Source organism: Serratia sp. PL7 (genome assembly GCF_945957435.1).
Map to the genome: position 1 here is coordinate 2,058,571 of NZ_CAMFLB010000001.1, position 24,464 is coordinate 2,083,034.

18 protein-coding genes are annotated in these 24,464 nt (G+C 59.4%); 8 read left to right on the forward strand and 10 right to left on the reverse strand.

The features are described from left to right. Positions 1-134: 134 nt before the first annotated feature. The 4 genes from cmk to ansB all read right to left on the reverse strand — a co-directional run bounded on the left by cmk (position 135) and on the right by ansB (position 4,922). Complete coding sequence (cmk, locus tag N6G83_RS09960) at positions 135-824, reverse strand: (d)CMP kinase (RefSeq protein WP_028127992.1); 690 nt, start codon at positions 822-824, stop codon at positions 135-137. Positions 825-1,086: 262 nt separating this feature from the next. Further along, a complete protein-coding gene (gene aroA, locus N6G83_RS09965) occupies positions 1,087-2,373 on the reverse strand; it encodes a 3-phosphoshikimate 1-carboxyvinyltransferase (RefSeq protein WP_260515246.1) in 1,287 nt (428 codons plus the stop codon). A gap of 114 nt (positions 2,374-2,487) precedes the next feature. Next, a complete protein-coding gene (gene serC, locus N6G83_RS09970) occupies positions 2,488-3,573 on the reverse strand; it encodes a 3-phosphoserine/phosphohydroxythreonine transaminase (RefSeq protein ID WP_043137684.1) in 1,086 nt (361 codons plus the stop codon). A gap of 302 nt (positions 3,574-3,875) precedes the next feature. Then, entirely contained in the window at positions 3,876-4,922 is a 1,047-nt protein-coding gene (ansB, locus tag N6G83_RS09975) for an L-asparaginase 2 (protein WP_043137688.1), read from the reverse strand. A gap of 148 nt (positions 4,923-5,070) precedes the next feature. Here ansB and ycaO point away from each other — a divergent pair, with 148 nt between their 5' ends. From ycaO to pflA, 4 genes are all read left to right on the forward strand, one after another. Continuing rightward, on the forward strand, positions 5,071-6,834 hold the full coding sequence (gene ycaO / locus N6G83_RS09980) for a 30S ribosomal protein S12 methylthiotransferase accessory factor YcaO (RefSeq protein WP_025302273.1): 1,764 nt from the start codon (positions 5,071-5,073) through the stop codon (positions 6,832-6,834). A gap of 461 nt (positions 6,835-7,295) precedes the next feature. Next, on the forward strand, positions 7,296-8,156 hold the full coding sequence (gene focA, locus N6G83_RS09985; RefSeq protein WP_019454548.1) for a formate transporter FocA: 861 nt from the start codon (positions 7,296-7,298) through the stop codon (positions 8,154-8,156). 54 nt (positions 8,157-8,210) lie between these two features. Next, on the forward strand, positions 8,211-10,493 hold the full coding sequence (pflB, locus tag N6G83_RS09990; RefSeq protein ID WP_049208015.1) for a formate C-acetyltransferase: 2,283 nt from the start codon (positions 8,211-8,213) through the stop codon (positions 10,491-10,493). 280 nt (positions 10,494-10,773) lie between these two features. Further along, entirely contained in the window at positions 10,774-11,514 is a 741-nt protein-coding gene (gene pflA / locus N6G83_RS09995) for a pyruvate formate lyase 1-activating protein (protein WP_016928325.1), read from the forward strand. Between the two features lie 49 nt (positions 11,515-11,563). Here pflA and N6G83_RS10000 read toward each other — a convergent pair whose 3' ends face one another. After that, the gene (locus tag N6G83_RS10000) at positions 11,564-12,715 is read right to left on the reverse strand and encodes an MFS transporter (protein WP_033637849.1); all 1,152 of its coding nucleotides are present in this window, start codon (positions 12,713-12,715) and stop codon (positions 11,564-11,566) included. 163 nt (positions 12,716-12,878) lie between these two features. Between N6G83_RS10000 and N6G83_RS10005 the strand changes: the two genes are divergently transcribed. Next, the gene (locus tag N6G83_RS10005; RefSeq protein WP_025302271.1) at positions 12,879-13,244 is read left to right on the forward strand and encodes a DUF1801 domain-containing protein; all 366 of its coding nucleotides are present in this window, start codon (positions 12,879-12,881) and stop codon (positions 13,242-13,244) included. A gap of 51 nt (positions 13,245-13,295) precedes the next feature. On the opposite strand, the gene serS is transcribed toward N6G83_RS10005, so the two are convergent. From serS to lrp, 5 genes are all read right to left on the reverse strand, one after another. Beyond that, positions 13,296-14,588, reverse strand: a complete 1,293-nt coding sequence (serS, locus tag N6G83_RS10010) for a serine--tRNA ligase (RefSeq protein WP_025302270.1) — start codon at positions 14,586-14,588, stop codon at positions 13,296-13,298. 109 nt (positions 14,589-14,697) lie between these two features. Next, on the reverse strand, positions 14,698-15,984 hold the full coding sequence (locus N6G83_RS10015; RefSeq protein ID WP_049204286.1) for a replication-associated recombination protein A: 1,287 nt from the start codon (positions 15,982-15,984) through the stop codon (positions 14,698-14,700). A gap of 67 nt (positions 15,985-16,051) precedes the next feature. After that, positions 16,052-16,663: an outer membrane lipoprotein chaperone LolA gene (gene lolA, locus N6G83_RS10020; protein WP_015377319.1), complete on the reverse strand. Its 612-nt coding sequence runs from the start codon at positions 16,661-16,663 to the stop codon at positions 16,052-16,054. Between the two features lie 197 nt (positions 16,664-16,860). After that, on the reverse strand, positions 16,861-20,520 hold the full coding sequence (locus tag N6G83_RS10025) for a DNA translocase FtsK 4TM domain-containing protein (protein ID WP_043137706.1): 3,660 nt from the start codon (positions 20,518-20,520) through the stop codon (positions 16,861-16,863). Positions 20,521-20,640: 120 nt separating this feature from the next. Further along, the gene (gene lrp, locus N6G83_RS10030) at positions 20,641-21,135 is read right to left on the reverse strand and encodes a leucine-responsive transcriptional regulator Lrp (RefSeq protein WP_004928318.1); all 495 of its coding nucleotides are present in this window, start codon (positions 21,133-21,135) and stop codon (positions 20,641-20,643) included. A gap of 654 nt (positions 21,136-21,789) precedes the next feature. On the opposite strand from lrp, the gene trxB reads away from it, so the two are divergent. The 3 genes from trxB to gstA all read left to right on the forward strand — a co-directional run bounded on the left by trxB (position 21,790) and on the right by gstA (position 24,436). Next, positions 21,790-22,761, forward strand: a complete 972-nt coding sequence (gene trxB, locus N6G83_RS10035; RefSeq protein ID WP_049204246.1) for a thioredoxin-disulfide reductase — start codon at positions 21,790-21,792, stop codon at positions 22,759-22,761. 76 nt (positions 22,762-22,837) lie between these two features. Then, positions 22,838-23,725 (forward strand): LysR family transcriptional regulator, encoded by an 888-nt coding sequence (locus N6G83_RS10040; protein ID WP_060432812.1) that lies wholly within the window; start codon positions 22,838-22,840, stop codon positions 23,723-23,725. A gap of 93 nt (positions 23,726-23,818) precedes the next feature. Continuing rightward, positions 23,819-24,436 carry a glutathione transferase GstA gene (gstA, locus tag N6G83_RS10045; protein WP_049204244.1) on the forward strand — a complete coding sequence of 206 codons (618 nt, stop codon included), beginning with the start codon at positions 23,819-23,821 and terminating at the stop codon, positions 24,434-24,436. The last annotated feature ends 28 nt before the right edge of the window (positions 24,437-24,464 follow it).

Sequence of the window (24,464 nt, forward strand, 5' to 3'; positions counted from 1 at the left end):
GAATGGGGTTGTTTCACATACCCCGCCATTGGCTCCATGCCGACAGGGTTTAAGGTTACAGGGGTAAAATTTTACCCGATATATTGCGATACCGCTATGACAAATATGACAAAAAGCCAATAGCGCCGCCGCGCTTATTGCTGCGGCAACGCCAACACTTTCTGTGCATACGTCAACGCCTGCTGGATCACTTCTTCGATCGACATGCTGGTAGAATCCAGCACGAGGGCGTCAGAAGCAGGCACCAGAGGCGCGATAGGCCGATTACGGTCACGGTCGTCCCGTTCCTTTATCTCGGCTAAAAGACGTTCAAAGTTAACATTAAAGCCCTTTTCCTGCAACTGCAGCATGCGGCGGTGTGCGCGCTCCTCCGAGCTGGCGTCGAGGAAAATCTTGACCGGCGCGTCCGGGAACACCACCGTGCCCATATCGCGACCGTCGGCAATCAGGCCGGGCGCTTCGCGGAATGCGCGCTGGCGGCGCAGCAACGCCTCGCGCACGCGAGGAAACGCCGCCGCTTGCGACGCGGTGTTGCCGACGGTTTCGGTGCGGATCTCATTGCTGACGTCCTCACCTTCCAAAATCACCTGCAGCTTGCCGTCCTGGGCAACGAAGCGAACGTCGAGATGTGCGGCCAGCGGAACCAGCGCTTCCTCAGAAGTGATATCCACCTGATGATGCAACGCCGCCAGCGCCAGCACGCGATAGATCGCGCCGGAATCCAGCAAACGCCAACCAAGGGACTCGGCCAACGCTTTACACAGCGTGCCTTTGCCTGCGCCACTTGGTCCATCAACGGTTATCACCGGGGCTGTAGCCGTCATTTCTCTCTCCTTCAGGTAGAAAACCTCACAGAGACACGGCGCGCTTCGACTCGAAGCCCGTGCGCTCTGCCACCTGCCCAATCAGGGGCAAATACGGTGGCGTATTATACGCTGCCCTACGGCAATCTGTTACCCTGGAACTGTCCGGTTGTTGAAAATAAGCGCACAACCGCGAAAAAGTATAGAAGAAACGCCGGTCGCCGAAGGTTAAAAACGATAAAGGCCCACAAAGGGGCCTTAAAATAAACGATTTGACGGGTTACTACGCCGGCTGGCTGATGCGCGCCAACTGCTCGAAATAATCCGGGAAGGTTTTCGCGGTGCATTTCGGATCGAGAATGGTGACCGGGGTATCCGACAGCGCCACCAGCGAGAAGCACATCGCCATGCGGTGATCGTTGTAGGTACCGATCTCGGCAAACTGCAGTTTGGCCGGCGGCACGACGTGAATGTAGTCTTCGCCCTCGTCCACTTCCGCCCCCACTTTACGCAGCTCGGTGGCCATCGCCGCCAGACGGTCGGTCTCCTTCACCCGCCAGTTGTAGATATTGCGGATGGTGGTCGGCCCCTCGGCGAACAACGCCGCGGTGGCGATAGTCATCGCCGCGTCCGGAATGTGGTTCATGTCCATGTCGATGCCGTGCAGTTCACCGCGGCTGCACTCGATGAAATCGTCGCCCCAGGTGATGCGCGCGCCCATTTTCTCCAGCACATCGGCGAACTTGGTATCGCCCTGCACGCTTTTGCGGCCGATGCCGGTCACGCGCACGGTGCCGCCTTTGATCGCCGCCGCCGCCAGGAAGTAGGAGGCGGAAGAAGCGTCGCCCTCAACCAGATAATCGCCCGGCGCGATATACGTCTGGCGCCCTTGGATATGGAACACCCGGTAGTTGTCGTGGCTCACCGATACGCCGAAGGTACGCATCAGATGCAGCGTGATGTCGATGTACGGCTTGGAAACCAACTCGCCCTTGATGTGGATCTGCGTATCCTGCGGCGCCAGCGGCGCGGTCATCAGCAACGCGGTCAGGAACTGGCTGGAGACGCTGCCGTCAACGGTGACGTCGCCGCCCAGGAAGCCGCCGCGCAGGCGAATCGGCGGGTAATCGGTCTGCTCGAGATAATCAATCTGCGCCCCGCCCTGGCGCAACGCGTCCACCAGATGGCCGATCGGGCGCTCTTTCATGCGCGGTTCACCGGTCAACACCACGTCGCCTTCGCCGAGGCACAGCGCCGCCGCCAATGGGCGCATCGCCGTACCGGCGTTGCCGAGGAACAGTTCCAGCGGCTGGCCGGCCACCAGCGGCCCGGCCACACCGGTCACTTCGCACACGGTACGATCGACGGAAAGTTGATAGTTCACACCCAACGCCTGCAACGCGTTCAGCATATGACGCACGTCGTCGCTGTCCAGCAGGTTAGTCAGCCGGGTCGTGCCTTTCGCCAGCGCCGCCAGCAGCAGAGTGCGGTTAGAAACGCTCTTCGAGCCGGGTAAGTTGACGGTGCCATTGACCAGGGCGACCGGTTGTAACGTCAGGGAATCCACCATGTGAACAAAACTCTCCAATTCTGATAAACGAAACGGCTCCGGAATAATGCCGGAGCCGCTTTAATGCAAAAGGACAACAGCCTGAGGCAGCCCGCGCCTGGCGGGCTGACGGAATCAACCGTGACGACGTTCGAAGTCGGCCATGAAGTCGGTCAGCGCCTGCACGCCGGCCAGCGGCATCGCATTGTAAATAGAAGCGCGCATGCCGCCAACTACCCGGTGGCCTTTCAGCGCCTGCAGGCCGATGGCCTCGGCTTCGCTGAGGAACACTTTGTCCAGCGCCGCATCGGCCAGTTGGAACGGCACGTTCATCCACGAGCGGTTGGCGATGGCCACCTGGCTGCGGTAGAAGTCGGATTTATCGATGGTCGCGTACAGCAGCTCGGCCTTGGCCTGATTGCGTTTTTGCATCTCCACCAGGCCGCCCTGCTCTTTCAGCCATTTGAACACCAGCCCGGACAGGTACCAGGCGAAGGTCGGCGGGGTGTTGAACATCGAATCGTTCTCGGCCAGCACGGTGTAGTCGAGGATCGACGGCACTTCTTTGCGCGCCTTGCCCAGCAGATCGTCACGCACGATCACCAGCGTCAGGCCGGCCGGGCCGATATTTTTCTGCGCGCCGGCGTAAATCACGCCGAAGCGGCTGACGTCGAGCGGGCGGGACAGGATGGTCGAGGAGTAATCGCCGATCACCACTTTGTCGCCGAAGTCCGGCGTTTCATCGATGGCCACGCCGTCGATGGTCTCATTCGGGCAATAGTGCACATAAGCCGCGTCGGCGCTGAGTTGCCACTCTTTCATCGGCTTGATGCCGCTCAGGCCGTCGATGCGGGTTTTCACGTCGATGACGTTCGGGGTGCAATACTTTTCCGCTTCCTTGATGGCGCTGTGCGCCCAATAGCCGCCGTCGATATAGTCGGCGGAGGCCTTGTCGCCCAGCAGGTTCAGCGGCAGCGCGGCGAATTGTGCGCGGGCGCCGCCGTGGCAAAACAGCACCTTATAGTTGGAGGGGACTTTCAGCAGATCGCGCAGATCCTGTTCCGCCTGCTCGGCAACCGCGATGAATTCTTTGCTGCGGTGACTGATCTCCATCACTGACGTGCCCAGGCCGTGCCAGTTGCACAGTTCCTGTTCCGCACGACGCAACACTTCCACCGGCAGCATCGCCGGGCCAGAGCTAAAATTATAAACCTGAGTCATTTCCCCTCACCACATTCACTGTTCGCCGCAGAAAAGCGACCTGTCGAAAAGATGCCCGAAGTTAACGCTCGCGTTAACCAACCCATCGGTTTTATCACTCACGCCCCATGGCTGCAACGCTTATTCGCCCGCCGGCGGCAAACGGTCGCGCCGGGTGATGACAGGCTCTGCGGCCATCGCGATTGTTTGGACGATAAAACCCTGCGACATGGGGAAATTCAGCGGGTTAACGCGGTGCTTTATGCTGTATTCAGCCGAGATGGCTGCGGGAACCCGGTCGGCCCCCGCAGGAGAGAAAACGATCAGTACTGATTGAACATCTGCTGGATTTGCTTCGCGTCTTTGGCTTGCGTCAGCGCGAGCTGCAGCAAAATGCGCGCTTTTTGCGGATTCAGCGTGCCGGCGGCCACGAAGCCGTACTTGGCGTCGTCCACTTCCGCATCTTCGGTAGTGGCGCCGGTCGGTACGCGCGAAGAACGCACCACCGCCACGCCGTTGTGTGCCGCCGTCGCCAGGGTGTCGAACACCGTTTTATACAGGTTGCCGTTGCCGACCCCGGCGCTGACGATGCCCTGGTACCCTTCGGCGATCAGCGCCTTGACCGGCGCATCGGAGGCGTTGGCGTAGTTGTAGACGATGCCGACCTTCGGCAGTTCGTTCAGCTTGCTGACGTCGAACGGCGTATCACGGGTATGCTTGCGCTGCGGTGAGCGCTGGTAATCGACCTTGCCGTTGTGGATATACCCGAGCGGGCCAAAGTTCGGCGACTGGAAGGTCTGCACGGCGGTGGTATTGGTCTTGGTGACGTCGCGCGCGTCCAGCACGGTGTCGTTCATCGCCACCAGAACCCCGCGGTTGGCCGATTGCGGATCTGCCGCCGTCACCACCGCATTATACAGGTTGAACGGGCCATCGGCGCTCATCGCCGTCGCCGGCCGCATCGCCCCGACAAGCACCACCGGCTTGTCGCACTTCACCGTCAGATCGAGGAAATAGGCCGTCTCTTCCAGCGTATCGGTGCCGTGGGTGATGACGAAGCCGTCGGTTTTGCCGCAGTCGGCGTCAATTTTCTTCACCAGCGTCAGCCAGACCTGATCGTTCATGTCCTGCGAGCCGATGTTCACCACCTGCTCCCCCTGCACGTTGGCGATATCTTTCAGCGCCGGCACCGCATCGACCAGCGCCTCGACACCCAGCTTGCCCGCGGTATAGTTAGATTTCGTCGCCGAATCGCCGCCACCGGCGATGGTGCCGCCTGTCGCCAGCAGGGTGATGTTGGGCAGCGCCAGCGCCGAGGCGCTGACGCCGGTCAACAAGAGGGTTAACACGCTGAGTTTCACTGATTTCATTAGATTTCTCCGTGACAGATAACTCGCTGAATTATGGCCTTTATCCTTAAAAAAACTGTGACTTTGCCACCGCTTTAGGAATACGTGGAGCTCCAGCGTAAAACCCCGTATCATTGCGCGTTTTTAGTACGCGCAAAAAGTGAAGACAATGACGCAAACTTTTATCCCCGGTAAAGACGCCGCTCTGGAAGACTCCATCGCCCGTTTCCAGCAGAAACTGAGCGACCTCGGTTTCAACATCGAAGAAGCCTCCTGGCTGAATCCAGTGCCGCACGTGTGGTCGGTGCACATTCGCGATCGCGATTGCCCGCTGTGCTTCACCAACGGCAAAGGCGCCAGCAAAAAAGCCGCGCTGGCCTCCGCGCTGGGTGAATATTTCGAGCGCCTGTCCACCAACTACTTCTTCGCCGATTTCTATCTGGGCCGGCAGATCGCCGAAGGCGACTTCGTGCACTACCCGAATGAGAAATGGTTCCCGATCCCGGCGGACGATACGCTGCCGGCCGGCATCCTCGACGAGCGTCTGCACGCCTTCTACGATCCGCAGCAAGAGCTGAGCGCCAGCGATCTTGTCGATCTGCAGTCCGGTAATGCCGATCGCGGCGTGTGCGCGCTGCCGTTTACCCGTCAGTCCGACCAGCAAACCGTGTACATTCCGATGAATATCATCGGCAACCTGTATGTTTCCAACGGCATGTCCGCCGGCAACACCGCCAACGAAGCGCGCGTGCAGGGCCTGTCGGAAGTGTTCGAGCGCTATGTGAAAAACCGCATCATCGCCGAATCCATCAGCCTGCCGGCGATCCCGGACGAAGTGCTGAACCGCTACCCGGGCGTGGTGGAAGCCATCGCCAAGCTGGAAGAGGAAGGTTTCCCGATCCTCTCCTACGACGCCTCGCTGGGCGGCAACTACCCGGTGATCTGCGTGGTGCTGTTCAACCCGACCAACGGCACCTGCTTCGCCTCGTTCGGCGCGCACCCGGACTTCGGCGTGGCGCTGGAGCGCACGGTAACCGAGCTGCTGCAGGGCCGCAGCCTGAAAGATCTCGACGTGTTCACCGCACCGACCTTCGATGACGAAGAAGTGGCGGAACACACCAACCTGGAAACGCACTTCATCGACTCCAGCGGCCTGATCTCCTGGGATCTGTTCAAGCAGGATGCGGACTATCCGTTCGTTGACTGGAGCTTCAGCGGCAGCACGCAGGAAGAGTTCGCCACCCTGATGAGTATCTTCGACAAAGAAGACGCGGAAGTGTACATCGCCGACTACGAGCACCTGGGCGTCTACGCTTGCCGCATCATCGTGCCGGGCATGTCCGATATCTACCCGGCAGAAGACCTGCTGCTGGCCAACAACAGCATGGGCGCGCACCTGCGCGATACGCTGCTGGCGCTGCCGGGCAGCGAGTGGGAGCCGGAAGAATACCTGGCGCTGATCGAGCAGTTGGACGATGAAGGGCTGGACGATTTCACCCGCGTACGCGAACTGCTGGGTATTGCCAGCGGCAAAGACAACGCCTGGCATACCCTGCGCGTGGGCGAGCTGAAGTCGATGCTGGCACTGGCGGGCGGCGATCTGGATCAGGCGCTGATTTGGACCGAATGGACGCAGGACTTCAACGCCTCGGTGCTGAGCCCGGCGCGCAGCAACTACTACCGTTGCCTGCAAACGCTGTTGCTGCTGGCGCAGGAGCCTGAGCGCGAAGCGGCGCAATACTACACCGCGTTCGTGAAAATGTACGGCCAGGAAGCGGTGGACGCGGCCTCGGCCGCCATCAGCGGTGAAGAGCGCTTCAACGGGCTGTTCGCCGTCGATGCCGATCTGAAGGCGCTGCCGGCCCATCAGGCGCTGCTGGCGGCCTACGAGAAGCTGCAGGCGGCCAAACGCCGCCACTGGGCCAAGGCCTAAGCATCATCAGGGGATACTGCCACTTTGAGAGTACCCCAGTTACCAAACGCCGCACTCCGTTGCGGCGTTTTCATTTTTGCGGTTTATTTCAACGCATTCAGTTTTATTTTTTCGCCGGGAAGTAGGCGGTTAAACGACCGTAAAAATAAATAAACCGCCAATTGTTACCGGACGGTGAAATAATAATTAACCGACAATTAAACTTTCAGCGCTGCACGGCGACAAAACGCCTAAAAATTTAACTTTACTCCACGCCGCCCACCCGGTGAATTCAAAAAAAATTGTAAACATTAAAAAAATGTTTTCATTTAAAAATCAATAAATTAACCATAAAAACCACACAAAAAACACGTCATTTTGGCGCTCTACTTCCCCGCCTTATGATCCAAATCAAATTTTCCCCTATACTGCTTTGCTAGTATCTCATTGCGTTGTTTTAACCCTTAAGAGCGAGAGTTAGTTTGAAAACTGACAGCCCATTCGATCTGATTTTACCTGCGGCAACGGCGAAAATCGCTGAAGATGCCGGCGTGTATAAAGCCACCAAACATCCTCTGAAAACGTTTTATTTGGCGATCACCGCCGGTGTCTTCATTTCCATCGCCTTCGTTTTCTACATCACGGCGACCACCGGCACCGCCGGCGTGCCTTTCGGGCTGGCGAAACTGGTCGGCGGCATCTGCTTCTCTCTCGGGTTAATGTTGGTGGTGGTATCGGGCGCCGACCTGTTCACCTCTACCGTACTTATCGTCATCGCCAAGGCCAGCGGCCGAATCAGCTGGGGCCAACTGGGCGCCAACTGGCTGAACGTTTATCTCGGCAACCTGGTCGGCGCGCTGTTCTTCGTGGCGCTGATCTGGTTCTCCGGCGAGTATATGGTCGCCAACGGCCAGTGGGGCCTGAATGTTCTGCAAACCGCAGACCACAAGCTGCATCACACCTTTATCGAAGCCGTCTGCCTCGGCATTCTGGCTAACCTGATGGTCTGCCTGGCGGTCTGGATGAGCTACTCCGGCCGTACCCTGACCGACAAGATGCTCGCCATGGTGCTGCCGGTCGGTATGTTTGTCGCCAGCGGCTTCGAACACAGCATCGCCAACATGTTTATGATCCCTATGGGCATCGTGGTCAAACACTTCGCCACGCCGGAGTTCTGGCAAGCCGTAGGGGCGGTACCTGAGCAATTCGCTCATCTGACAGTAAGCAACTTCATCATCGACAACCTGATTCCGGTCACCATCGGCAACATCATCGGCGGCGGCCTGTTGGTTGGGTTGACTTACTGGGTAATTTATCTGCGCGGGGGTCGCGAACAGCACTAAGCTGTGAGTTACCGCGTGCAGAGTTAGAAATCCACAATCAAAGGTAGGTGTACAATGACCGAACTTAACGAGAAATTAGCCAACGCTTGGGAAGGTTTCAGCAAGGGTGACTGGCAGAATGAAGTCAACGTTCGTGACTTCATCCAGAAAAACTACACGCCTTATGAAGGTGACGAATCCTTCCTGGCTGGCGCAACTCAAGCCACCACCACCTTGTGGGACAAGGTTATGGAAGGGATCAAACTGGAAAACCGCACTCACGCGCCGGTTGATTTCGACACCAACGTTGCTGCAACCATCACTTCTCACGACGCGGGTTACATCGCCAAAGAGCTGGAAACCATCGTAGGTCTGCAGACCGACGCGCCTCTGAAACGCGCGCTGATCCCGTTCGGCGGCATCAAAATGGTCGAAGGTTCGTGCAAAGTGTACGGCCGCGAACTGGATCCGCAGCTGAAAAAAGTGTTCACCGAATACCGTAAAACCCACAACCAGGGCGTATTCGACGTTTACACCAAAGACATCCTGAATTGCCGTAAATCCGGCGTGCTGACCGGTCTGCCAGATGCCTACGGCCGCGGCCGCATCATCGGCGACTACCGCCGCGTGGCGCTGTACGGTATCGACTTCCTGATGGCCGACAAACTGAACCAGTTCAAATCGCTGCAGGAAAAACTGGAAAACGGCGAAGATCTGGAAATGACCATCCAGCTGCGCGAAGAGATCGCTGAACAGCACCGCGCTCTGGCTCAGATCAAAGAGATGGCCGCCAAATACGGTTACGACATTTCCGGCCCGGCCACTAACGCGCAAGAAGCGGTACAGTGGACCTACTTCGGCTACCTGGCCGCGGTGAAATCCCAGAACGGCGCCGCCATGTCCTTCGGCCGCGTGTCCACCTTCCTCGACGTGTTCATCGAGCGCGACATCAAAGCGGGCAAACTGACCGAAGAGCAAGCGCAGGAACTGATCGACCACCTGGTGATGAAACTGCGTATGGTGCGCTTCCTGCGTACTCCTGAGTACGATGAGCTGTTCTCCGGCGACCCAATCTGGGCGACTGAATCCCTGGCCGGCATGGGCGTCGACGGCCGTACCCTGGTCACCAAAAACAGCTTCCGCTTCCTGAACACCCTGTACACCATGGGGCCGTCTCCGGAGCCGAACATGACCATCCTGTGGTCTGAGAAGCTGCCGCTGAACTTCAAGAAATTCGCGGCGAAAGTGTCCATCGACACCTCTTCCGTACAGTACGAAAACGACGACCTGATGCGTCCTGACTTCAACAACGATGACTACGCCATCGCCTGTTGCGTCAGCCCGATGATCGTCGGTAAGCAAATGCAGTTCTTCGGCGCCCGCGCCAACCTGGCGAAAACCATGCTTTACGCCATCAACGGCGGCGTTGACGAGAAACTGAAAATGCAGGTCGGCCCGAAAGAAGCGCCGATGATGGACGAAGTGCTGGACTATGACAAAGTCATGGCCCGCATGGACCACTTTATGGATTGGCTGGCCAAGCAGTACGTGACCGCGCTGAACATCATTCACTATATGCACGACAAGTACAGCTACGAAGCTGCGCTGATGGCGCTGCATGACCGTGACGTTTATCGCACCATGGCTTGCGGCATCGCCGGCCTGTCCGTTGCGGCCGACTCCCTGTCCGCCATCAAGTACGCGAAAGTCACCACCATTCGCGACGAAGACGGCCTGGCTATCGACTTTAAAGTGGAAGGCGAGTATCCACAGTTCGGTAACAACGACGCCCGCGTCGATGACATCGCCTGTGACCTGGTGGAGCGTTTCATGAAGAAAATTCAGAAACTGCGCACCTACCGCAACGCGGTACCGACTCAGTCCGTACTGACCATCACCTCCAACGTGGTGTACGGTAAGAAAACCGGTAACACCCCGGATGGCCGCCGCGCCGGTGCACCGTTCGGCCCAGGCGCCAACCCGATGCACGGCCGTGACCAGAAAGGCGCAGTAGCCTCCCTGACCTCGGTAGCCAAACTGCCGTTTGCCTACGCGAAAGACGGGATCTCTTATACCTTCTCCATCGTGCCTAACGCGCTGGGTAAAGACGACGACGTGCGTAAAGCCAACCTGGCAGGCCTGATGGATGGTTACTTCCACCATGAAGCCTCCATCGAAGGCGGTCAGCATCTGAACGTCAACGTAATGAACCGCGAAATGCTGCTGGACGCGATGGAAAATCCTGAGAAATACCCTCAGCTGACCATCCGCGTCTCCGGTTACGCCGTGCGCTTCAACTCGCTGACCAAAGAGCAACAGCAGGACGTCATTACTCGTACCTTCACTCAAACGATGTAATACGCCAACCGGGCGGGAAACCGCCCGGTGCCAACGACAGGGCCGGTTCTGCCGGCCCTTTTCTCCCACTGCTCTCCCCTGACTCTGTGCGAGTCTGTTTTGCCGGACATCTATACTGAATGGATAGCCGGCAAAACAGTTATCCGGCAACTGACCGGCCGACAGGCATCATTACCCCCGGTGGCGGCTCCACCCGCTGCTGCATCGCAGATACCTGGCCGGCGGCCACGCGCCTATTTTTAGACTGCGTTTGACAGTCAATATTGGAGAAAACCCCGCAATGTCAGTAACTGGTCGCATCCACTCCTTCGAATCCTGCGGCACCGTCGATGGGCCCGGGATCCGCTTTATCGTCTTCTTCCAGGGCTGCCTGATGCGCTGCCTCTATTGCCATAACCGCGACACCTGGGACACCCACGGCGGCAAAGAAGTGACCGTCGAAGAGCTGATGAAAGACGCGGTGGCCTACCGCCACTTCATGAACGCCTCCGGTGGCGGCGTGACCGCGTCCGGCGGCGAGGCGATCCTGCAGGCTGAATTCGTGCGCGACTGGTTCCGCGCCTGCCATGCCGAAGGCATCAATACCTGCCTGGACACCAATGGCTTCGTGCGCCGCTACGATCCGGTGATCGACGAGTTGCTGGACACCACCGATCTGGTGATGCTGGATCTGAAACAGATGAACGACGATATCCACCAGAATCTGGTCGGCGTCTCCAACCACCGCACGTTGGAATTCGCCCGCTATCTGGCGAAACGTAACCAACGCACCTGGATCCGTTACGTGGTGGTGCCGGGCTGGTCAGATGATGACAAATCGGCACACCTGCTGGGCGAGTTCACCAAAGACATGACCAACATCGAGAAAATCGAGCTGCTGCCTTACCACGAGCTGGGCAAGCACAAATGGATAGCGATGGGGGAAGAGTACAAACTGGACGGCGTGCATCCGCCGAAGGCCGAGACCATGGATCGCGTCAAAGGCATCCTGGAAAGCTACGGTCACAAAGTGATTTACTGATTGACGCACGCCAAAAGAAAAAACCGGCTCATGGCCGGTTTTTTTATGCTCAGGCGGCGGCGAACGGCGTGTGGTGGTGATCCGGCTTCTGCTTTTTCAGCAGCATCAGCAGGTAAACCAGCGCTACGGCGGCGATCATCACGAACAGCACACGGTCGGAGTAGTTTTGCATCAGCAGCGCCGTCATCGACGGGCCCAGCAGGCTGCCGATGGTGTAACTCATCAACAGCGCCTGGTTCATCGCCACCAGTTCGTGCGGCAGCGCCTTCTCGCAGGCCCAGGACATCGCCACCGGATACAGGGTAAAGCCGGCGCAGCCGAGGATGAACAGCGAAGGCGCCATGGCGTAGTTGCCGAGCATCGCCACGCTGGCGAGGATCACCACGAACACCTGAATGCGCAGCACCAGCAGGCGCCCATAACGATCGGCCAAGCGCCCGACCGGCCATTGCCCAACGATGCCGGAGCTGACCAGCAGCGCCATCCAGTAACCGACGTTGGCGTCGCTCATGCCCTGATGGGAGAGATACAGCGGCATCAGACCATACAGAGAACCGAGCACGATGCCGGAAATGATGCAGCCGTTGATGCCGAGGCGCGCGCTGCGACGTCTTAACATTGTCCACACCGCCGCCTGCTGCGGCTCGTCTTCATGGCGGTTGACCCGCGCAAACAGCATTGGCAGCATGGCGCTGATCACGATCGCGGTCACCCACGGCACCACGTGCAGCAATTCGGTCGAGGTCATGCTCAACAGCAATTGCCCGGTCACCGTACCGAGGTAATAGACAATCATATAGGCCGCCAGCAGCTGGCCGCGGTTGCTCAGGTTACCGCTGCGCAACAGCGCGCTCTCCACGATCACCCAGATCCAGGCGCAGCCGACGCCGGCGAAGAAACGCCAGCCCAGCCAGCTCCAAAAATCGATCGACAGCACCATGCCGGCGGTCGCGGCGGCGAACACCAGGCAAGAAAGATGATAGCTGCGGGTAAAACCGACGCGCTGGATCAGTTTGCCCGCCACCAACGTGCCCAACAGGTTACCGCTGAAATAAGAGGAGCTGACCATTCCCACCTGCCAGGTTGACAGCTGAGCATGGGTTAACCAAAGCGGCACTAACGTATTCAAAACGGCAATGGATACCGTGAGCAGCAAAAGGCCGCAGAGCAATAGGAGCACTGGGCGGGAGTATGCGGACATAGTGAAATTGTGACCGAACGCGCAATGAGAGTGCGCGCATCATGCCACTGGCGATAAAAAAGTCAATCGCCTCTTATCATTCCACCGCACGATTTGTTTCCGGCTAACCGGCTGAAAAAGCGCTATGCTCAGCGCAGAGCGAATTTGACGACGGAGAAGCAAGATGAGTCAGGCAAATGATGCGGCGGTAGAGGCCCTGCTGGCGGACATCGGCAGCACGCAAGGTGACCTGCTGGCCATTATGCAGCAGGTGCGGCGGATTGCTGCGGCGAGCGGCAACGGCGTAACCGAATCGGTCAAATACGGCGGCATCATGTTCTCGCATAGCCAATTTTTCTGCGGCGTTTTCGCCTATCGCCACCACGTCACGGTGGAGTTCGGCCACGGCTACCGATTGGAAGATCGTTATCACCAGCTCGAAGGCAGCGGCCAGTATCGGCGGCACATCAAGCTCCACTCGCCCGACGAGGTGAAAAGCAAGCATCTGGCGGACTACATTCAACAGGCTTATGCGCTGGCGACGGGCTGAATTCTCGACATAAAAAAAGCGCCCGCAGGCGCTTTTTTCGTGGTTTGCCGTTTAGCCGATATATTCCAGGCCGCCCATATAAGGACGCAACACTTCAGGCACCTGAATGCGACCGTCGGCCTGCTGGTAGTTTTCCAGCACCGCCACCAGCGTACGGCCGACCGCCAGGCCGGAACCGTTCAGCGTGTGGACCAGACGCGGCTTCTTGTCGGCCTTGCTGCGGCAGCGAGCCTGCATGCGGCGCGCCTGGAAGTCCCACATGTTGGAGCAGGACGAGATCTCGCGGTAGGTGTTCTGCGCCGGCAGCCACACTTCCAGATCGTAGGTCTTGCAGGCGCCGAAGCCCATGTCGCCGGTGCACAGCAGCACCTTGCGGTAAGGCAGGTTCAGCAGCTGCAGCACTTTTTCCGCATGGCCGGTCAGCTCTTCCAGGGCATCCATCGAATCTTCCGGACGGACGATCTGCACCATTTCGACCTTGTCGAACTGGTGCATGCGGATCAAACCGCGGGTGTCACGGCCGTAAGAACCGGCTTCCGCACGGAAGCATGGCGTGTGCGCGGTCATCTTCAGCGGCAGAGTTTCCTCTTCGACGATCTCGTCGCGCACCAGGTTGGTCAGCGGCACTTCCGCCGTTGGGATCAGCGCGTAGTTGCTGCTGTCGGCTTCTTCTTCCAGCGGACGGGTATGGAACAGGTCTTCGCCGAACTTCGGCAGTTGGCCGGTACCGTACAGCGTGGCGTGGTTGACCAGGTAAGGCACGTAGGCCTCCAGGTAGCCGTGCTGCTCGGTGTGCAGATCCAGCATGAACTGGGACAGCGCGCGGTGCATGCGGGCGATTTGCCCCTTCATGACCACGAAGCGCGAACCGGTCAGCTTAACCGCGGCGGCAAAATCCAGCCCGCCGGCCATTTCGCCCAGATCGACGTGATCGCGCACCGCGAAGTCGTACTGGCGCGGTTCGCCCCAGCGGGTCACTTCCAGGTTTTCGCTGTCGTCTTTACCATCCGGCACAGCGTCGTCCGGCAGGTTAGGCAGCGTCAAGGCGTAATCGCGGATCTCGCTCTGCAGCGTGTCCAGCTCTGCCTTGGCGGCATCCAGCTTGTCACCCAGCTCGTTCACTTCGCGACGCAGCGGCTCGATGTCTTCCCCACGCGCTTTGGCCGCGCCGATGGATTTCGATCGGGAGTTGCGTTCCGCTTGCAGCGTTTCAGTTTCTACCTGCAGAACTTTGCGACGTTCTTCCTGCGAACGCAGCAGATCCAGATCGAGTTTAAAGCCTCGGCGAGCCAGTTTGACGGCGACTGCGTCTAGCTCATTACGCAGCAGATTGGGATCGAGCATGCTAATCCTGTGCTTGTTGTTATTGAAAGAAGTGTTGTTGTTCTATGCGGCTGATTTATAGCCGCATAAAAGAAGAGTGATACCCGCTAACCTTACCGCAACGGCCTCGCTAGCGGTAGCGTTTTGTCGGGCTATTTTGATCCTGCTCAGCCAGCCATGCCAACTTTTCGCCGATTTTCCCTTCAAGCCCACGCGAGGTCGGTTGATAGTAGCGTGTCTTGGCCATTTCGGGCGGGAAATAGTTCTCACCGGCGGCGTAGGCGTTGGGTTCGTCGTGGGCGTAGCGGTACTCCGCCCCCAGCCCCATCTCCTTCATCAGCTTGGTCGGCGCGTTGCGCAGGTGCTCTGGCACGTCATAATCGGCCTGCTCTTTGGCGTCGCGCATGGCGGCCTTGAACGCGGTATAGACCGCGTTGCTCTTCGGCGCGCAGGCCAGGTAAACAATCGCTTGCGCGATGGCGCGCTCGCCCTCTGCCGGCCCCACGCGGGTGAAACAATCCCAGGCGGCGATCGCCACCTGCATGCCGCGCGGATCGGCGTTGCCCACGTCTTCAGAGGCAATCGCCAACAGACGGCGCGCCACATAGAGCGGATCGCCGCCGGCGGTAATGATACGCGCATACCAGTACAGCGCGGCGTCCGGCGCCGAACCGCGCACTGATTTATGCAACGCGGAAATCAGGTCGTAATAACGGTCGCCCTTGTTGTCGAAGCGCGCACTGCGCTCGCCTGAAACCTCTTTCAGCAGCTCCGGCGTCAGCACCCGCACGCCTTTGGCGTCGAGCTCCGCCATGTCTGCCATCATTTCCAGGCTGTTCAGCGCCCGGCGCGCATCGCCGCCCACCAACTCCGACAGCAGGCGGCGCGTTTCCGCGGGCAGCTCGACGTTCTGATTGCCAAAGCCGCGCGCCTTGTCGCTCATCGCCTGATCCAGCACCTGGCCAATATCTTCGGCGGTCAGCGCCTTCAGCAGGTAAACGCGGGCGCGGGACAACAGCGCCGAGTTCAGCTCGAACGACGGATTTTCGGTAGTGGCGCCGATAAAGGTGATGGTGCCGTCTTCGATGTGCGGCAGGAAAGCGTCCTGCTGGCTCTTATTGAAGCGGTGCACTTCGTCGACGAACAGGATGGTGCGGCGGCCGGCGTCGCGATTTTGCCGTGCCCGCTCGATCGCCTCGCGGATCTCCTTGATGCCGGAGGTCACGGCGGAGATCCGTTCGACATCCGCCTGACCGTAACGGCCGATCAGCTCTGCCAACGTCGTCTTCCCGGTGCCCGGCGGCCCCCATAAAATCATCGAGTGCAGCTGCCCGGCCTCGATGGCGCGCGGCAGCGGCTTGCCGGCGGCCAGCAGGTGCTGCTGGCCGATATACTGCGCCAGCGTGGTCGGGCGCATACGCGCGGCCAGCGGCTGGAACTCGTTCTGGGAAAAATCGAGCGACAGATTATTACTCACTTGCACCTCACTGGCGCTGGTCGTCCAGCGTCACCCCCTTCGGCGGGGTAAATTTGAATTTGGCCGGATCGGCGGCAACGTTCTGCTGGCTTTTCAGCGTATAAGCACTACGCTGGCCATCCTGCTCCACCGCGGCAAAGCTGCGGATGGTGCCGCTGTTGGTCACGCTGATGGCGAATTGCTTCAGGTTGCCGCTGGCGGATTTTGGCGTCAGCTCGAAATCATCGCCCTTTTGCTTCACGTTGTACTGCTTCCAGTCGCTGGCGTTATTGCGGGTGATCAGCATAAACGGCGTATTGCCGGTGGCGTTCTTCAGCCAGGTCGCCGTCACCTGCTCGACGAACGGGTTGTAGAACCACAGGGTCTGGCCATCGGAAACCAGCACGCTCTCATCGGGTGACGTCATGTGCCAGTTGAACAGGTTCGGCCGCTTCACCCACAGCTCGCCTTCACCCTGTTGCACCGCGGCGCCTTCGGCGCTGGTCACGGTTTGCGAGAAGCTGGCGTGGAAACTGTTCACCTTCGCCAGGCGACTTTGCAGATCCTGTGCGGCATCGGCCAGCACGGAGGTAGAAGCGAATCCCGAAAGCAGACAGCAGGCAACTAACAGTTTTTTCATTATTCCAGATACCTTATGAAATGCGTTAACCGCAGGGCGACGCCGTGCGGGTCAATCAACCCTTTACTCCGTTACTTTACCTGAAGCCGGCGATCGGCCGGTAGGCCAATGTTCCGAGAAGAAACGGGTTTACGCTTCTTTGCACAAGGGCCGCTTAAGCGGCCCTTTCTTATTGAATTGCAATGGCTAAGCGACCATCAATCGTGCCGCGGCGGCGCCAGCACCTCGCGGTTGCCGTTGTGCCCCTGCTCGCTGACGATGCCCTGCGCCTCCATCTGTTCGATGATGCGCGCGGCGCGGTTATAGCCGATGCGGAACTGGCGCTGTACGCCGGAGATGGAGGCGCGGCGTTTATCCACCACGAAATCCACCGCCTGGTCAAACAACGGATCCAGCTCTTCGTCGCCGTCCATCCCGCCACCGGCACCGCCCTCGCCATCTTCGCCGCCGCTGAGAATGCCCTCTTTATATTGGGGCCGCTCGCGCGCTTTCCAATCCTTGACCACCGCGTGCACTTCCTGATCGCGCACGAATGCGCCATGTACACGCACCGGGATCGAGGAGTTCGGCGCCAGATAGAGCATGTCACCCATACCCAGCAAGGACTCGGCCCCCCCCTGATCGAGGATGGTGCGGGAGTCGATCTTGCTCGACACGGTAAAGGCGATACGCGTCGGAATGTTGGCCTTGATCAGGCCGGTGATCACATCCACCGAAGGACGCTGGGTCGCCAGCACCAGGTGGATACCTGCCGCACGCGCTTTTTGCGCCAGGCGAGCGATCAACTCTTCAACCTTCTTGCCAACCGTCATGATCAGGTCGGCGAATTCGTCGACCATCACCACGATGTACGGCTCTTTCTCCAACACCGGCGGCGTGATGTCCATGCTGTCGGTCGGTTTCCAGAACGGATCCGGGATCGGACGCCCCATCGCTTCGGCCTGATCGACACGCTCGTTGTAGCCGGCCAGGTTACGCACGCCCAGGGCAGACATCAGTTTGTAGCGGCGTTCCATCTCACCCACGCACCAGCGCAGCGCGTTGGCGGCGTCTTTCATGTCGGTGACCACATCGGTCAACAGGTGCGGAATACCTTCGTAAACCGACAGCTCCAGCATTTTCGGGTCGATCATGATAAAGCGCACTTCTTTCGGCGTGGCCTTATACAGGATGCTCAGGATCATGGCGTTGACCCCGACCGATTTACCGGAGCCGGTAGTACCGGCGACCAGCAAGTGTGGCATTTTGCCCAGATCGGCCACCACCGGTTCGCCGGAGATGTCTTTACCCAATACGATGGACAGCGGCGACGGATTGTCGCGGAAGGCCGGGCAGTCCAGCACTTCGCGCAGATACACCGTTTGCCGCTTGGCGTTCGGCAGTTCCAGACCGACATAAGGCTTACCGGGGATCACTTCCACCACGCGCACCGCCGAAGTCGACAGCGAGCGCGCCAGATCGCGCGACAGGTTGGAAATGCGCGCCGCTTTGACGCCCGGCGCCAGATCCAGCTCGAAGCGGGTGATGACCGGCCCCGGCAGGATATCCACCACGTCGGCTTTTACGCGGTAATCGGCCAAACTGGCCTCCACCAGGCGCGCTTTCTGTTCCAGCGCGAAGGAGTCGACCGGCTCCACCTCTTTCGGCGCCTCGGTCAGCAGATCCAGCGTCGGCAGCGGCGTAGTCGGCTTCTGCAGCGGCTGATCGTTGCGCATCAGGAACGGGTGAATCAAGCTGTCCATCACCGGGTGCGGCTCGGCCGGAGCTTGCTGAGGCTGCTGCTGCACCGGTTGCTGTGGCTGCTGATATTGCTGCTGCGACGGCTGTTGATACTGCTGTTGTTGCTGCGGCTGCTGATAAGATTGCTGCTGCGGCTGTTGGTATTGTTGCGGCTGCGCATGCGGTTGCTGGGCAGCCGGCGCCGCAGGCTCAAACTGGCCAAACGGCACGTCGTCCTCTTGCTCGCTTTGCTGTTCAATGCGCTCTTCAAGCTGTGGGGACAGCGTGAACATCGGCTCGCTCGGGCCATCGTCCACTAAATCCGCCATCGGCGAGAAGCTGAAAGCATTGCGGGTATCAACCGGGCTGGCGGCCGGCGCCTGCGGGGCAGTCTCTTGCTGGCCATAACGCGCCTGCTGCTGCTCGGCGAAAGCCTGACGCAGCGCAGCCTCTTGCCGCGCCTCTTCATCGTCCTGTTGGACTTCACCGTAACGTTGGTTCTGTTGTTCGGCGAACGCTTTACTCAGCTCGGCTTCCTGCTGAGCCTGTTCATCATCCTGCTCCGGCGCGTAGCTTTCGCCATAGCGCTGGCTTTGCTGTTCGGCGAACGCCTGGCGCAGCGCGGCTTCTTGCTGCGCCTCTTCTTCCTGCGGGCTCACCGCCGTCGGCTGTTGAGGCTCCGCCTGGCGCTGTTCCTGTTCGGCAGCACGCTGCGAAGGCAGCTTGATGCCGTAGGAAGCCAGCTCACGACGGGTCGGAATACGCACCGGATTCGGCCGCGGCAACTCAGGGCCGATACCCTGTTTAACCTGAGAATTGCCGTCGCTGGTCGCCGTGAAGGCCGGCATAAAGGTCGCCGCCGCGGCGCCCGCAGCGGCAGCGGCTGCCGTATCCAGTTGTGGCTTGGCGCCGGCGGCGCTGAAACCACCTGCTCCGCTGACGTCGGCACTGTCGCGCTGCGCGGCGGTAAAATCAAAGGGAGAACGCGCTGCCGGCTGCGGGGCCGGCTCTTGCCAATTGCCCAGGCGCGGCTCATCGTCATCCTGATAAGGATCGACAGGCCGCGTCGCCTTAGGCGCTGGTGTTTCTTCCGGGATTTCGAAGGAATACAGCGGCGGCGTGGCGTCTTGCGCCGGGGTGCTCACCGGGTGCTGATTGACCGAGGCCGGCGCGGCCGGCGCCACCGTTACCGACGGCGCCTGTGTGGCGATCGGCGCGGCAACGGGCTCGTGGATCTCTGCCTTCACCGCTGGTGCAGGCGAAGCCGCCGGCGCGATTGGCGCGGCGTCGGCTTCAACCTCACTATCGTCGGCTCGCAGGCCGCTGAGCAACGGATCGGCGGCGTCTTCCCCCGCCTCTTTGGCGCTTTCGGTGACCGAGGGTGCGGAGAACAGCACGTCGTCATCGGCAGCAGCGGCTCCGGCGGCGGTCGCCGCAACCGCTGCAGCGGCGCCCTTCCCTGCCTGCTCAGGCTCGTCGTCAACGTAACGCTCGTCATCCTCGAAATAGCGATCTTCGCGGCGTGAGCGATTGGTCATCACCGTCGCGACGCCCAACACCGCACCGCCGATCTTCTCGGCGATCACCAGCCAGGACCAGCCGGTAAACAGCGTCAGCCCCGCCGCCCACACGCACAGCAGCGCCAGCGTAGCGCCGATGCCGTTGAACCACGGCAACATGGCGTTGCTCAGCAGGCTGCCGATCACGCCGCCGGAAGCGAAGTAATAGAGATCGTCAACGTTCAGCGCCGCCAACCCGCAGGAGGTAAGCACTAACGCCAAGGTACCGATCAGGCGCAGGGAGAGCGCGAAATAGTCGACGTAGTCTTTGTTGCCGCGTTGGCGATAGGCTGCCCAGCACAGGATCAGCATGATCGGCGGTATCGCGTAGGCGAGCACCCCGAAGGTGAAGAACAGCGTGTCGGCCAACCAGGCCCCAACACCGCCGCCCAAATTGTGAATCGGCTCATGCCACGCGGTCTGCGACCAGCTTGGGTCAGACGGATTGAAACTGACCAACGCAGCCATGAGGTAAACGGCAAAAATCGCTACCACGATAAGCGCAGCCTCCAGCAAACGCCGGCCACTGCTGAGTCTTTTCAGGGTAACTTCTTTATCTTCTGTATATTCCTGGCTCAAGAAAGGCTCTCCAGGTTCCTGTTAGCTGACATAGCAACAGCGCCGAGAAGCTTCCCCGGCGCCGAAACTGTATGAATAAACAGGAGTGTAACCAATTTAATCAGGTTTTGCACCTGCACCTTACCGTGTTTTGATAACCAGACGGTTACTCTGTTTCACTTCTTCCATCACTACGTAGGTACGGGTGTCGTTAACCCCCGGCAAACGCAGCAAGGTTTCGCCCAGCAGTTTGCGGTACGCCGACATGTCCGGTACGCGGGTTTTCAACAGGTAGTCGAAATCACCGGAAACCAGATGACACTCCTGAATCTCTTCAAGCTTCTGCACTGCCGAGTTGAATTGCTCAAACACATCCGGCGCGCCACGGTTCAGCGTGATCTCCACGAAAACCAGCAGGGACGCATCCAGATAATGCGGGTTAAGCAATGCGGTATAGCCATGAATGAAACCCTGGCGCTCGAGACGGCGCACGCGTTCTAAACATGGTGTCGGGGATAACCCCACGCGCTTCGAAAGCTCGACGTTCGAAATACGCCCATCCTTCTGCAGCTCATTCAGGATGTTGCGGTCGATACGGTCGAGATCTTTACCCGGGCGTTTCTTGTTGTCTGCCATTATTATTGTCTCTCTTATTTTCTTCCGTGCACTTGCCACACCCTAGCCAACGTCAATGTGTAAGGGTTCGTTCCAAGCGAAGACCCGATGCCTGTCATATGCTTCTTCACTACCATCATTCCACGCCGCGCAGCCTGTCTGTCCAACCCCGCGCGACGCCGGCAACGACGTTTAGGTCGAGAAAAAATCAGCAAACGCTTGCGCGCCCTGCTCCGCACATCCACCGCGCATTGCCGCCTCGCGGCGCAAATACGTACGATTTGCTGGTGTTACGGGGATAATTTCTTCTTCCTATGATGTTTTCGCAAATGCGCAGCGGATTGTCAAAGTAAAAGAAGCAAAATCAGAACAACGTACCGTCATGAAAAGTCTGCATCCCATTTTTGGTTATGAATCGCTGGCAGATAAACCCCGGTAGGGAGCGGCTGAAGTCGCAGAATGCGCCGTTTTTGCGCGGTTGGCGATTCGGTAGCCGAATGCGGCTTTGATAAGGTAAATTTCTGCGTTCGGCGTACGATTTGCCGACAGCGGGCGCATTAATAGGCGACAACTATCATACAAATCGTTAACAACGTCGCCCGGCGCTTTTTTTACTGCGCCATTTTCCCTACAATCGGCTTCATTGTCCGCCATTGTGGAATAAAGAGGTTATTCATGGGCACGGCTAAACATAGCAAATTACTGATTCTAGGCTCCGGCCCGGCCGGTTACACCGCCGCCGTCTACGCGGCGCGCGCCAACCTGAGCCCGGTGCTGATCACCGGTCTGGAGCAAGGCGGCCAGCTGACCACCACTACCGAAGTGGAAAACTGGCCGGGCGACGCCGAAGGCCTGACCGGTCCGGCGCTGATGGAGCGCATGCGCGAACACGCGGAGAAGTTCCAGACGGAGATCGTCTTCGATCATATCAACAGCGTCGATCTGCAGCAGCGCCCGTTCCGCCTGTTCGGCGACAGCGGCGAATACAGCTGCGACGCGCTGATCATTGCGACCGGTGCCTCCGCCCGCTACCTTGGCCTCCCTTCCGAAGACGCCTTCAAGGGCAAAGGCGTTTCCGCCTGTGCGACCTGCGACGGTTTCTTCTACCGTAACCAGAAAGTCGCCGTGGTCGGCGGCGGCAACACTGCCGTTGAAGAAGCGCTGTACCTGTCCAACATCGCCGCCGAGGTTCACCTGATCCACCGCCGCGACAGCTTCCGTTCAGAGAAGATCCTGATCGACCGGCTGATGGAAAAAGTGAAAAGCGGCAACATCGTGCTGCACACCGACCATACGCTGGACGAAGTGCTGGGCGATGAAATGGGCGTGACCGGCGTGCGTATCCGCAGCACCAAAGCGGAAAACGAAACCCGTGAACTGGAACTGGCCGGCGTGTTCATCGCCATCGGCCACAGCCCGAACACCGGCATCTTCGGCGGCCAGCTGGAGCTGGAAAACGGCTACATCAAGGTGCAGTCCGGCATTCACGGCAATGCGACCCAAACCACCATCCCCGGCGTCTTCGCCGCTGGCGACGTGATGGATCACATCTACCGTCAGGCGATCACCTCCGCCGGCACCGGCTGTATGGCGGCGCTGGACGCAGAGCGTTACCTGGACGGCATCGCCGGCGCAGAAGTCTGCTAAGACGTTCTCTTCATCAGCAAAAAGCGGCTCTCGAGCCGCTTTTTTTTGTCTTCAGCCCCCAGGAGGATGCACGCCGATGCATAATCTTCTTCACTGGCGCTTGCTGGTTGCCGTCGCCGACAACGGCACCATCACTCAGGCTGCGGCGCTCTGCGGCATGACGCAGTCTGCCGCCAGCCAGGCCATCGCTCAACTGGAGACGATGTTGAGCACCCGGCTTTTGGTGCGCCAGCCACACAATGTCGTCCTGACCCAAAGCGGCCTGCAGATCGTCGCCCATGCCCGCACGATGTTGGAAGGACTGCGGGCCATTCAACAATGCGCGCAGCAAGCCGGTAACGCGCACGCGGGCAAAATACGCCTGGCCAGTTTCCCGTCGGCATTTAGCAAGCTGTTGCCGCCGCTGCTGCGCAAGTTTCGCCGTCTGTATCCCGACATTGAGCTGATTACGCTCGAGGGCACCGACCACGAAGTGGAGAGCTGGTTAACATCGGCAACGGCAGACATCGGCGTGGTGCTCAATCCGGCACCGGAGCGGCTGTGTTTCCCTTTGGGGGAAGACACCTGGTTGGCGGTCGTGCCCAGCGCGCACCCGCTGGCGCGAGAACGGTGGCCGGTGGCACTCGATGCCCTGTTCCGGCTGCCTTTCATCCTGGCGACCGGCGGATGTGATGTGAATGCGCAAAGTTTGGCGCAGCAGTCGGGCCTGGCACTGGCCGATATCCGCGCCACCGTCAGCGATTGGCAAACGGCGTTGACGCTGGTCAGAGAAGGCACGGGCGTTGCGCTGATGCCCGCGTCGGTGATCCCGCCCGATGCGCTCGGAGTTTGCGCTCTACCGCTCGTTGCGCCGGTTTATCGTCGTTTCGGCCTGGCCTGCTCATCCGAGGCGGCGGCCCTACCGCCCGTCCAAACCCTGCTGAATTATCTGCGCGAACAGGAGCAAACCCTGGCCAGTCGCTGAGCTAATAGCGGCTTTCTGAAATTTCCATTTTCCCACCGGCATCCGCGTCGGCATGCTGTGGCAAGCGCTCTCATTGACCCACAAGGAAATAGCATGAAGCTGTATTTTGCTCCCGATGCCTGCTCGCTGGCCCCACATATCGTCCTGCGGGAATTAGCGATCCCTTTCACCCTGGTCAGGGTAAACAATCGCAGCAAGCGCTGCGCCGACGGTGAGGATTTCTATCGCATCAACCCAAAAGGTTACGTCGCCGCCCTGCAGCTGGACGACGGCAACGTGATCACCGAAGGCCCCGCCATCGTTCAATACCTCGCCGACCAGCGCCCAGAGAGCCGGCTGGCACCGCCACCGACGGCCTTTGAGCGGGTAAGGCTGCAGGAATGGCTTAATTTCATCACCAGCGAGATCCATGCCGGTGCCGCCCCCTTGTTCAATGATGCCCTGCCCGAAGATGCCAAGGCGTTGCTGCGCGACAAGTTGAGACGGCGATTGGGTTATCTCGCGCAAGCGTTGGCACAACAAACTTACCTATTGGGAACGTATTTCAGCGTCGCTGACGCTTATCTGTTTACCGTGTTGCGCTGGATGGCGCGCTTCGAGATTTCGCTGAGCGAGTGGCCACCGCTCCAGCATTATGTGACGCGGATCGCAGAGCGAGCGTCGGTGCGCGCCGCTCTGGAAGCCGAGGCCACGAGTGAGCAAGTCAAATAGTCGGTAACGCGTCTGTTATAGCCACATT

What these genes read in the sequence shown, in the direction of transcription:
- lrp (WP_004928318.1), bottom strand. Translation starts at nt 21,135, where the DNA reads ATGGCAGACAACAAGAAACGCCCGGGTAAAGATCTCGACCGTATCGAC.
- ycaO (WP_025302273.1), top strand. Translation starts at nt 5,071, where the DNA reads ATGACGCAAACTTTTATCCCCGGTAAAGACGCCGCTCTGGAAGACTCC.
- aroA (WP_260515246.1), bottom strand. Translation starts at nt 2,373, where the DNA reads ATGGTGGATTCCCTGACGTTACAACCGGTCGCCCTGGTCAATGGCACC.
- N6G83_RS10005 (WP_025302271.1), top strand. Translation starts at nt 12,879, where the DNA reads ATGAGTCAGGCAAATGATGCGGCGGTAGAGGCCCTGCTGGCGGACATC.
- serC (WP_043137684.1), bottom strand. Translation starts at nt 3,573, where the DNA reads ATGACTCAGGTTTATAATTTTAGCTCTGGCCCGGCGATGCTGCCGGTG.
- lolA (WP_015377319.1), bottom strand. Translation starts at nt 16,663, where the DNA reads ATGAAAAAACTGTTAGTTGCCTGCTGTCTGCTTTCGGGATTCGCTTCT.
- serS (WP_025302270.1), bottom strand. Translation starts at nt 14,588, where the DNA reads ATGCTCGATCCCAATCTGCTGCGTAATGAGCTAGACGCAGTCGCCGTC.
- pflA (WP_016928325.1), top strand. Translation starts at nt 10,774, where the DNA reads ATGTCAGTAACTGGTCGCATCCACTCCTTCGAATCCTGCGGCACCGTC.
- pflB (WP_049208015.1), top strand. Translation starts at nt 8,211, where the DNA reads ATGACCGAACTTAACGAGAAATTAGCCAACGCTTGGGAAGGTTTCAGC.
- trxB (WP_049204246.1), top strand. Translation starts at nt 21,790, where the DNA reads ATGGGCACGGCTAAACATAGCAAATTACTGATTCTAGGCTCCGGCCCG.
- N6G83_RS10040 (WP_060432812.1), top strand. Translation starts at nt 22,838, where the DNA reads ATGCATAATCTTCTTCACTGGCGCTTGCTGGTTGCCGTCGCCGACAAC.
- ansB (WP_043137688.1), bottom strand. Translation starts at nt 4,922, where the DNA reads ATGAAATCAGTGAAACTCAGCGTGTTAACCCTCTTGTTGACCGGCGTC.
- N6G83_RS10015 (WP_049204286.1), bottom strand. Translation starts at nt 15,984, where the DNA reads ATGCGCCCGACCACGCTGGCGCAGTATATCGGCCAGCAGCACCTGCTG.
- N6G83_RS10000 (WP_033637849.1), bottom strand. Translation starts at nt 12,715, where the DNA reads ATGTCCGCATACTCCCGCCCAGTGCTCCTATTGCTCTGCGGCCTTTTG.
- cmk (WP_028127992.1), bottom strand. Translation starts at nt 824, where the DNA reads ATGACGGCTACAGCCCCGGTGATAACCGTTGATGGACCAAGTGGCGCA.
- gstA (WP_049204244.1), top strand. Translation starts at nt 23,819, where the DNA reads ATGAAGCTGTATTTTGCTCCCGATGCCTGCTCGCTGGCCCCACATATC.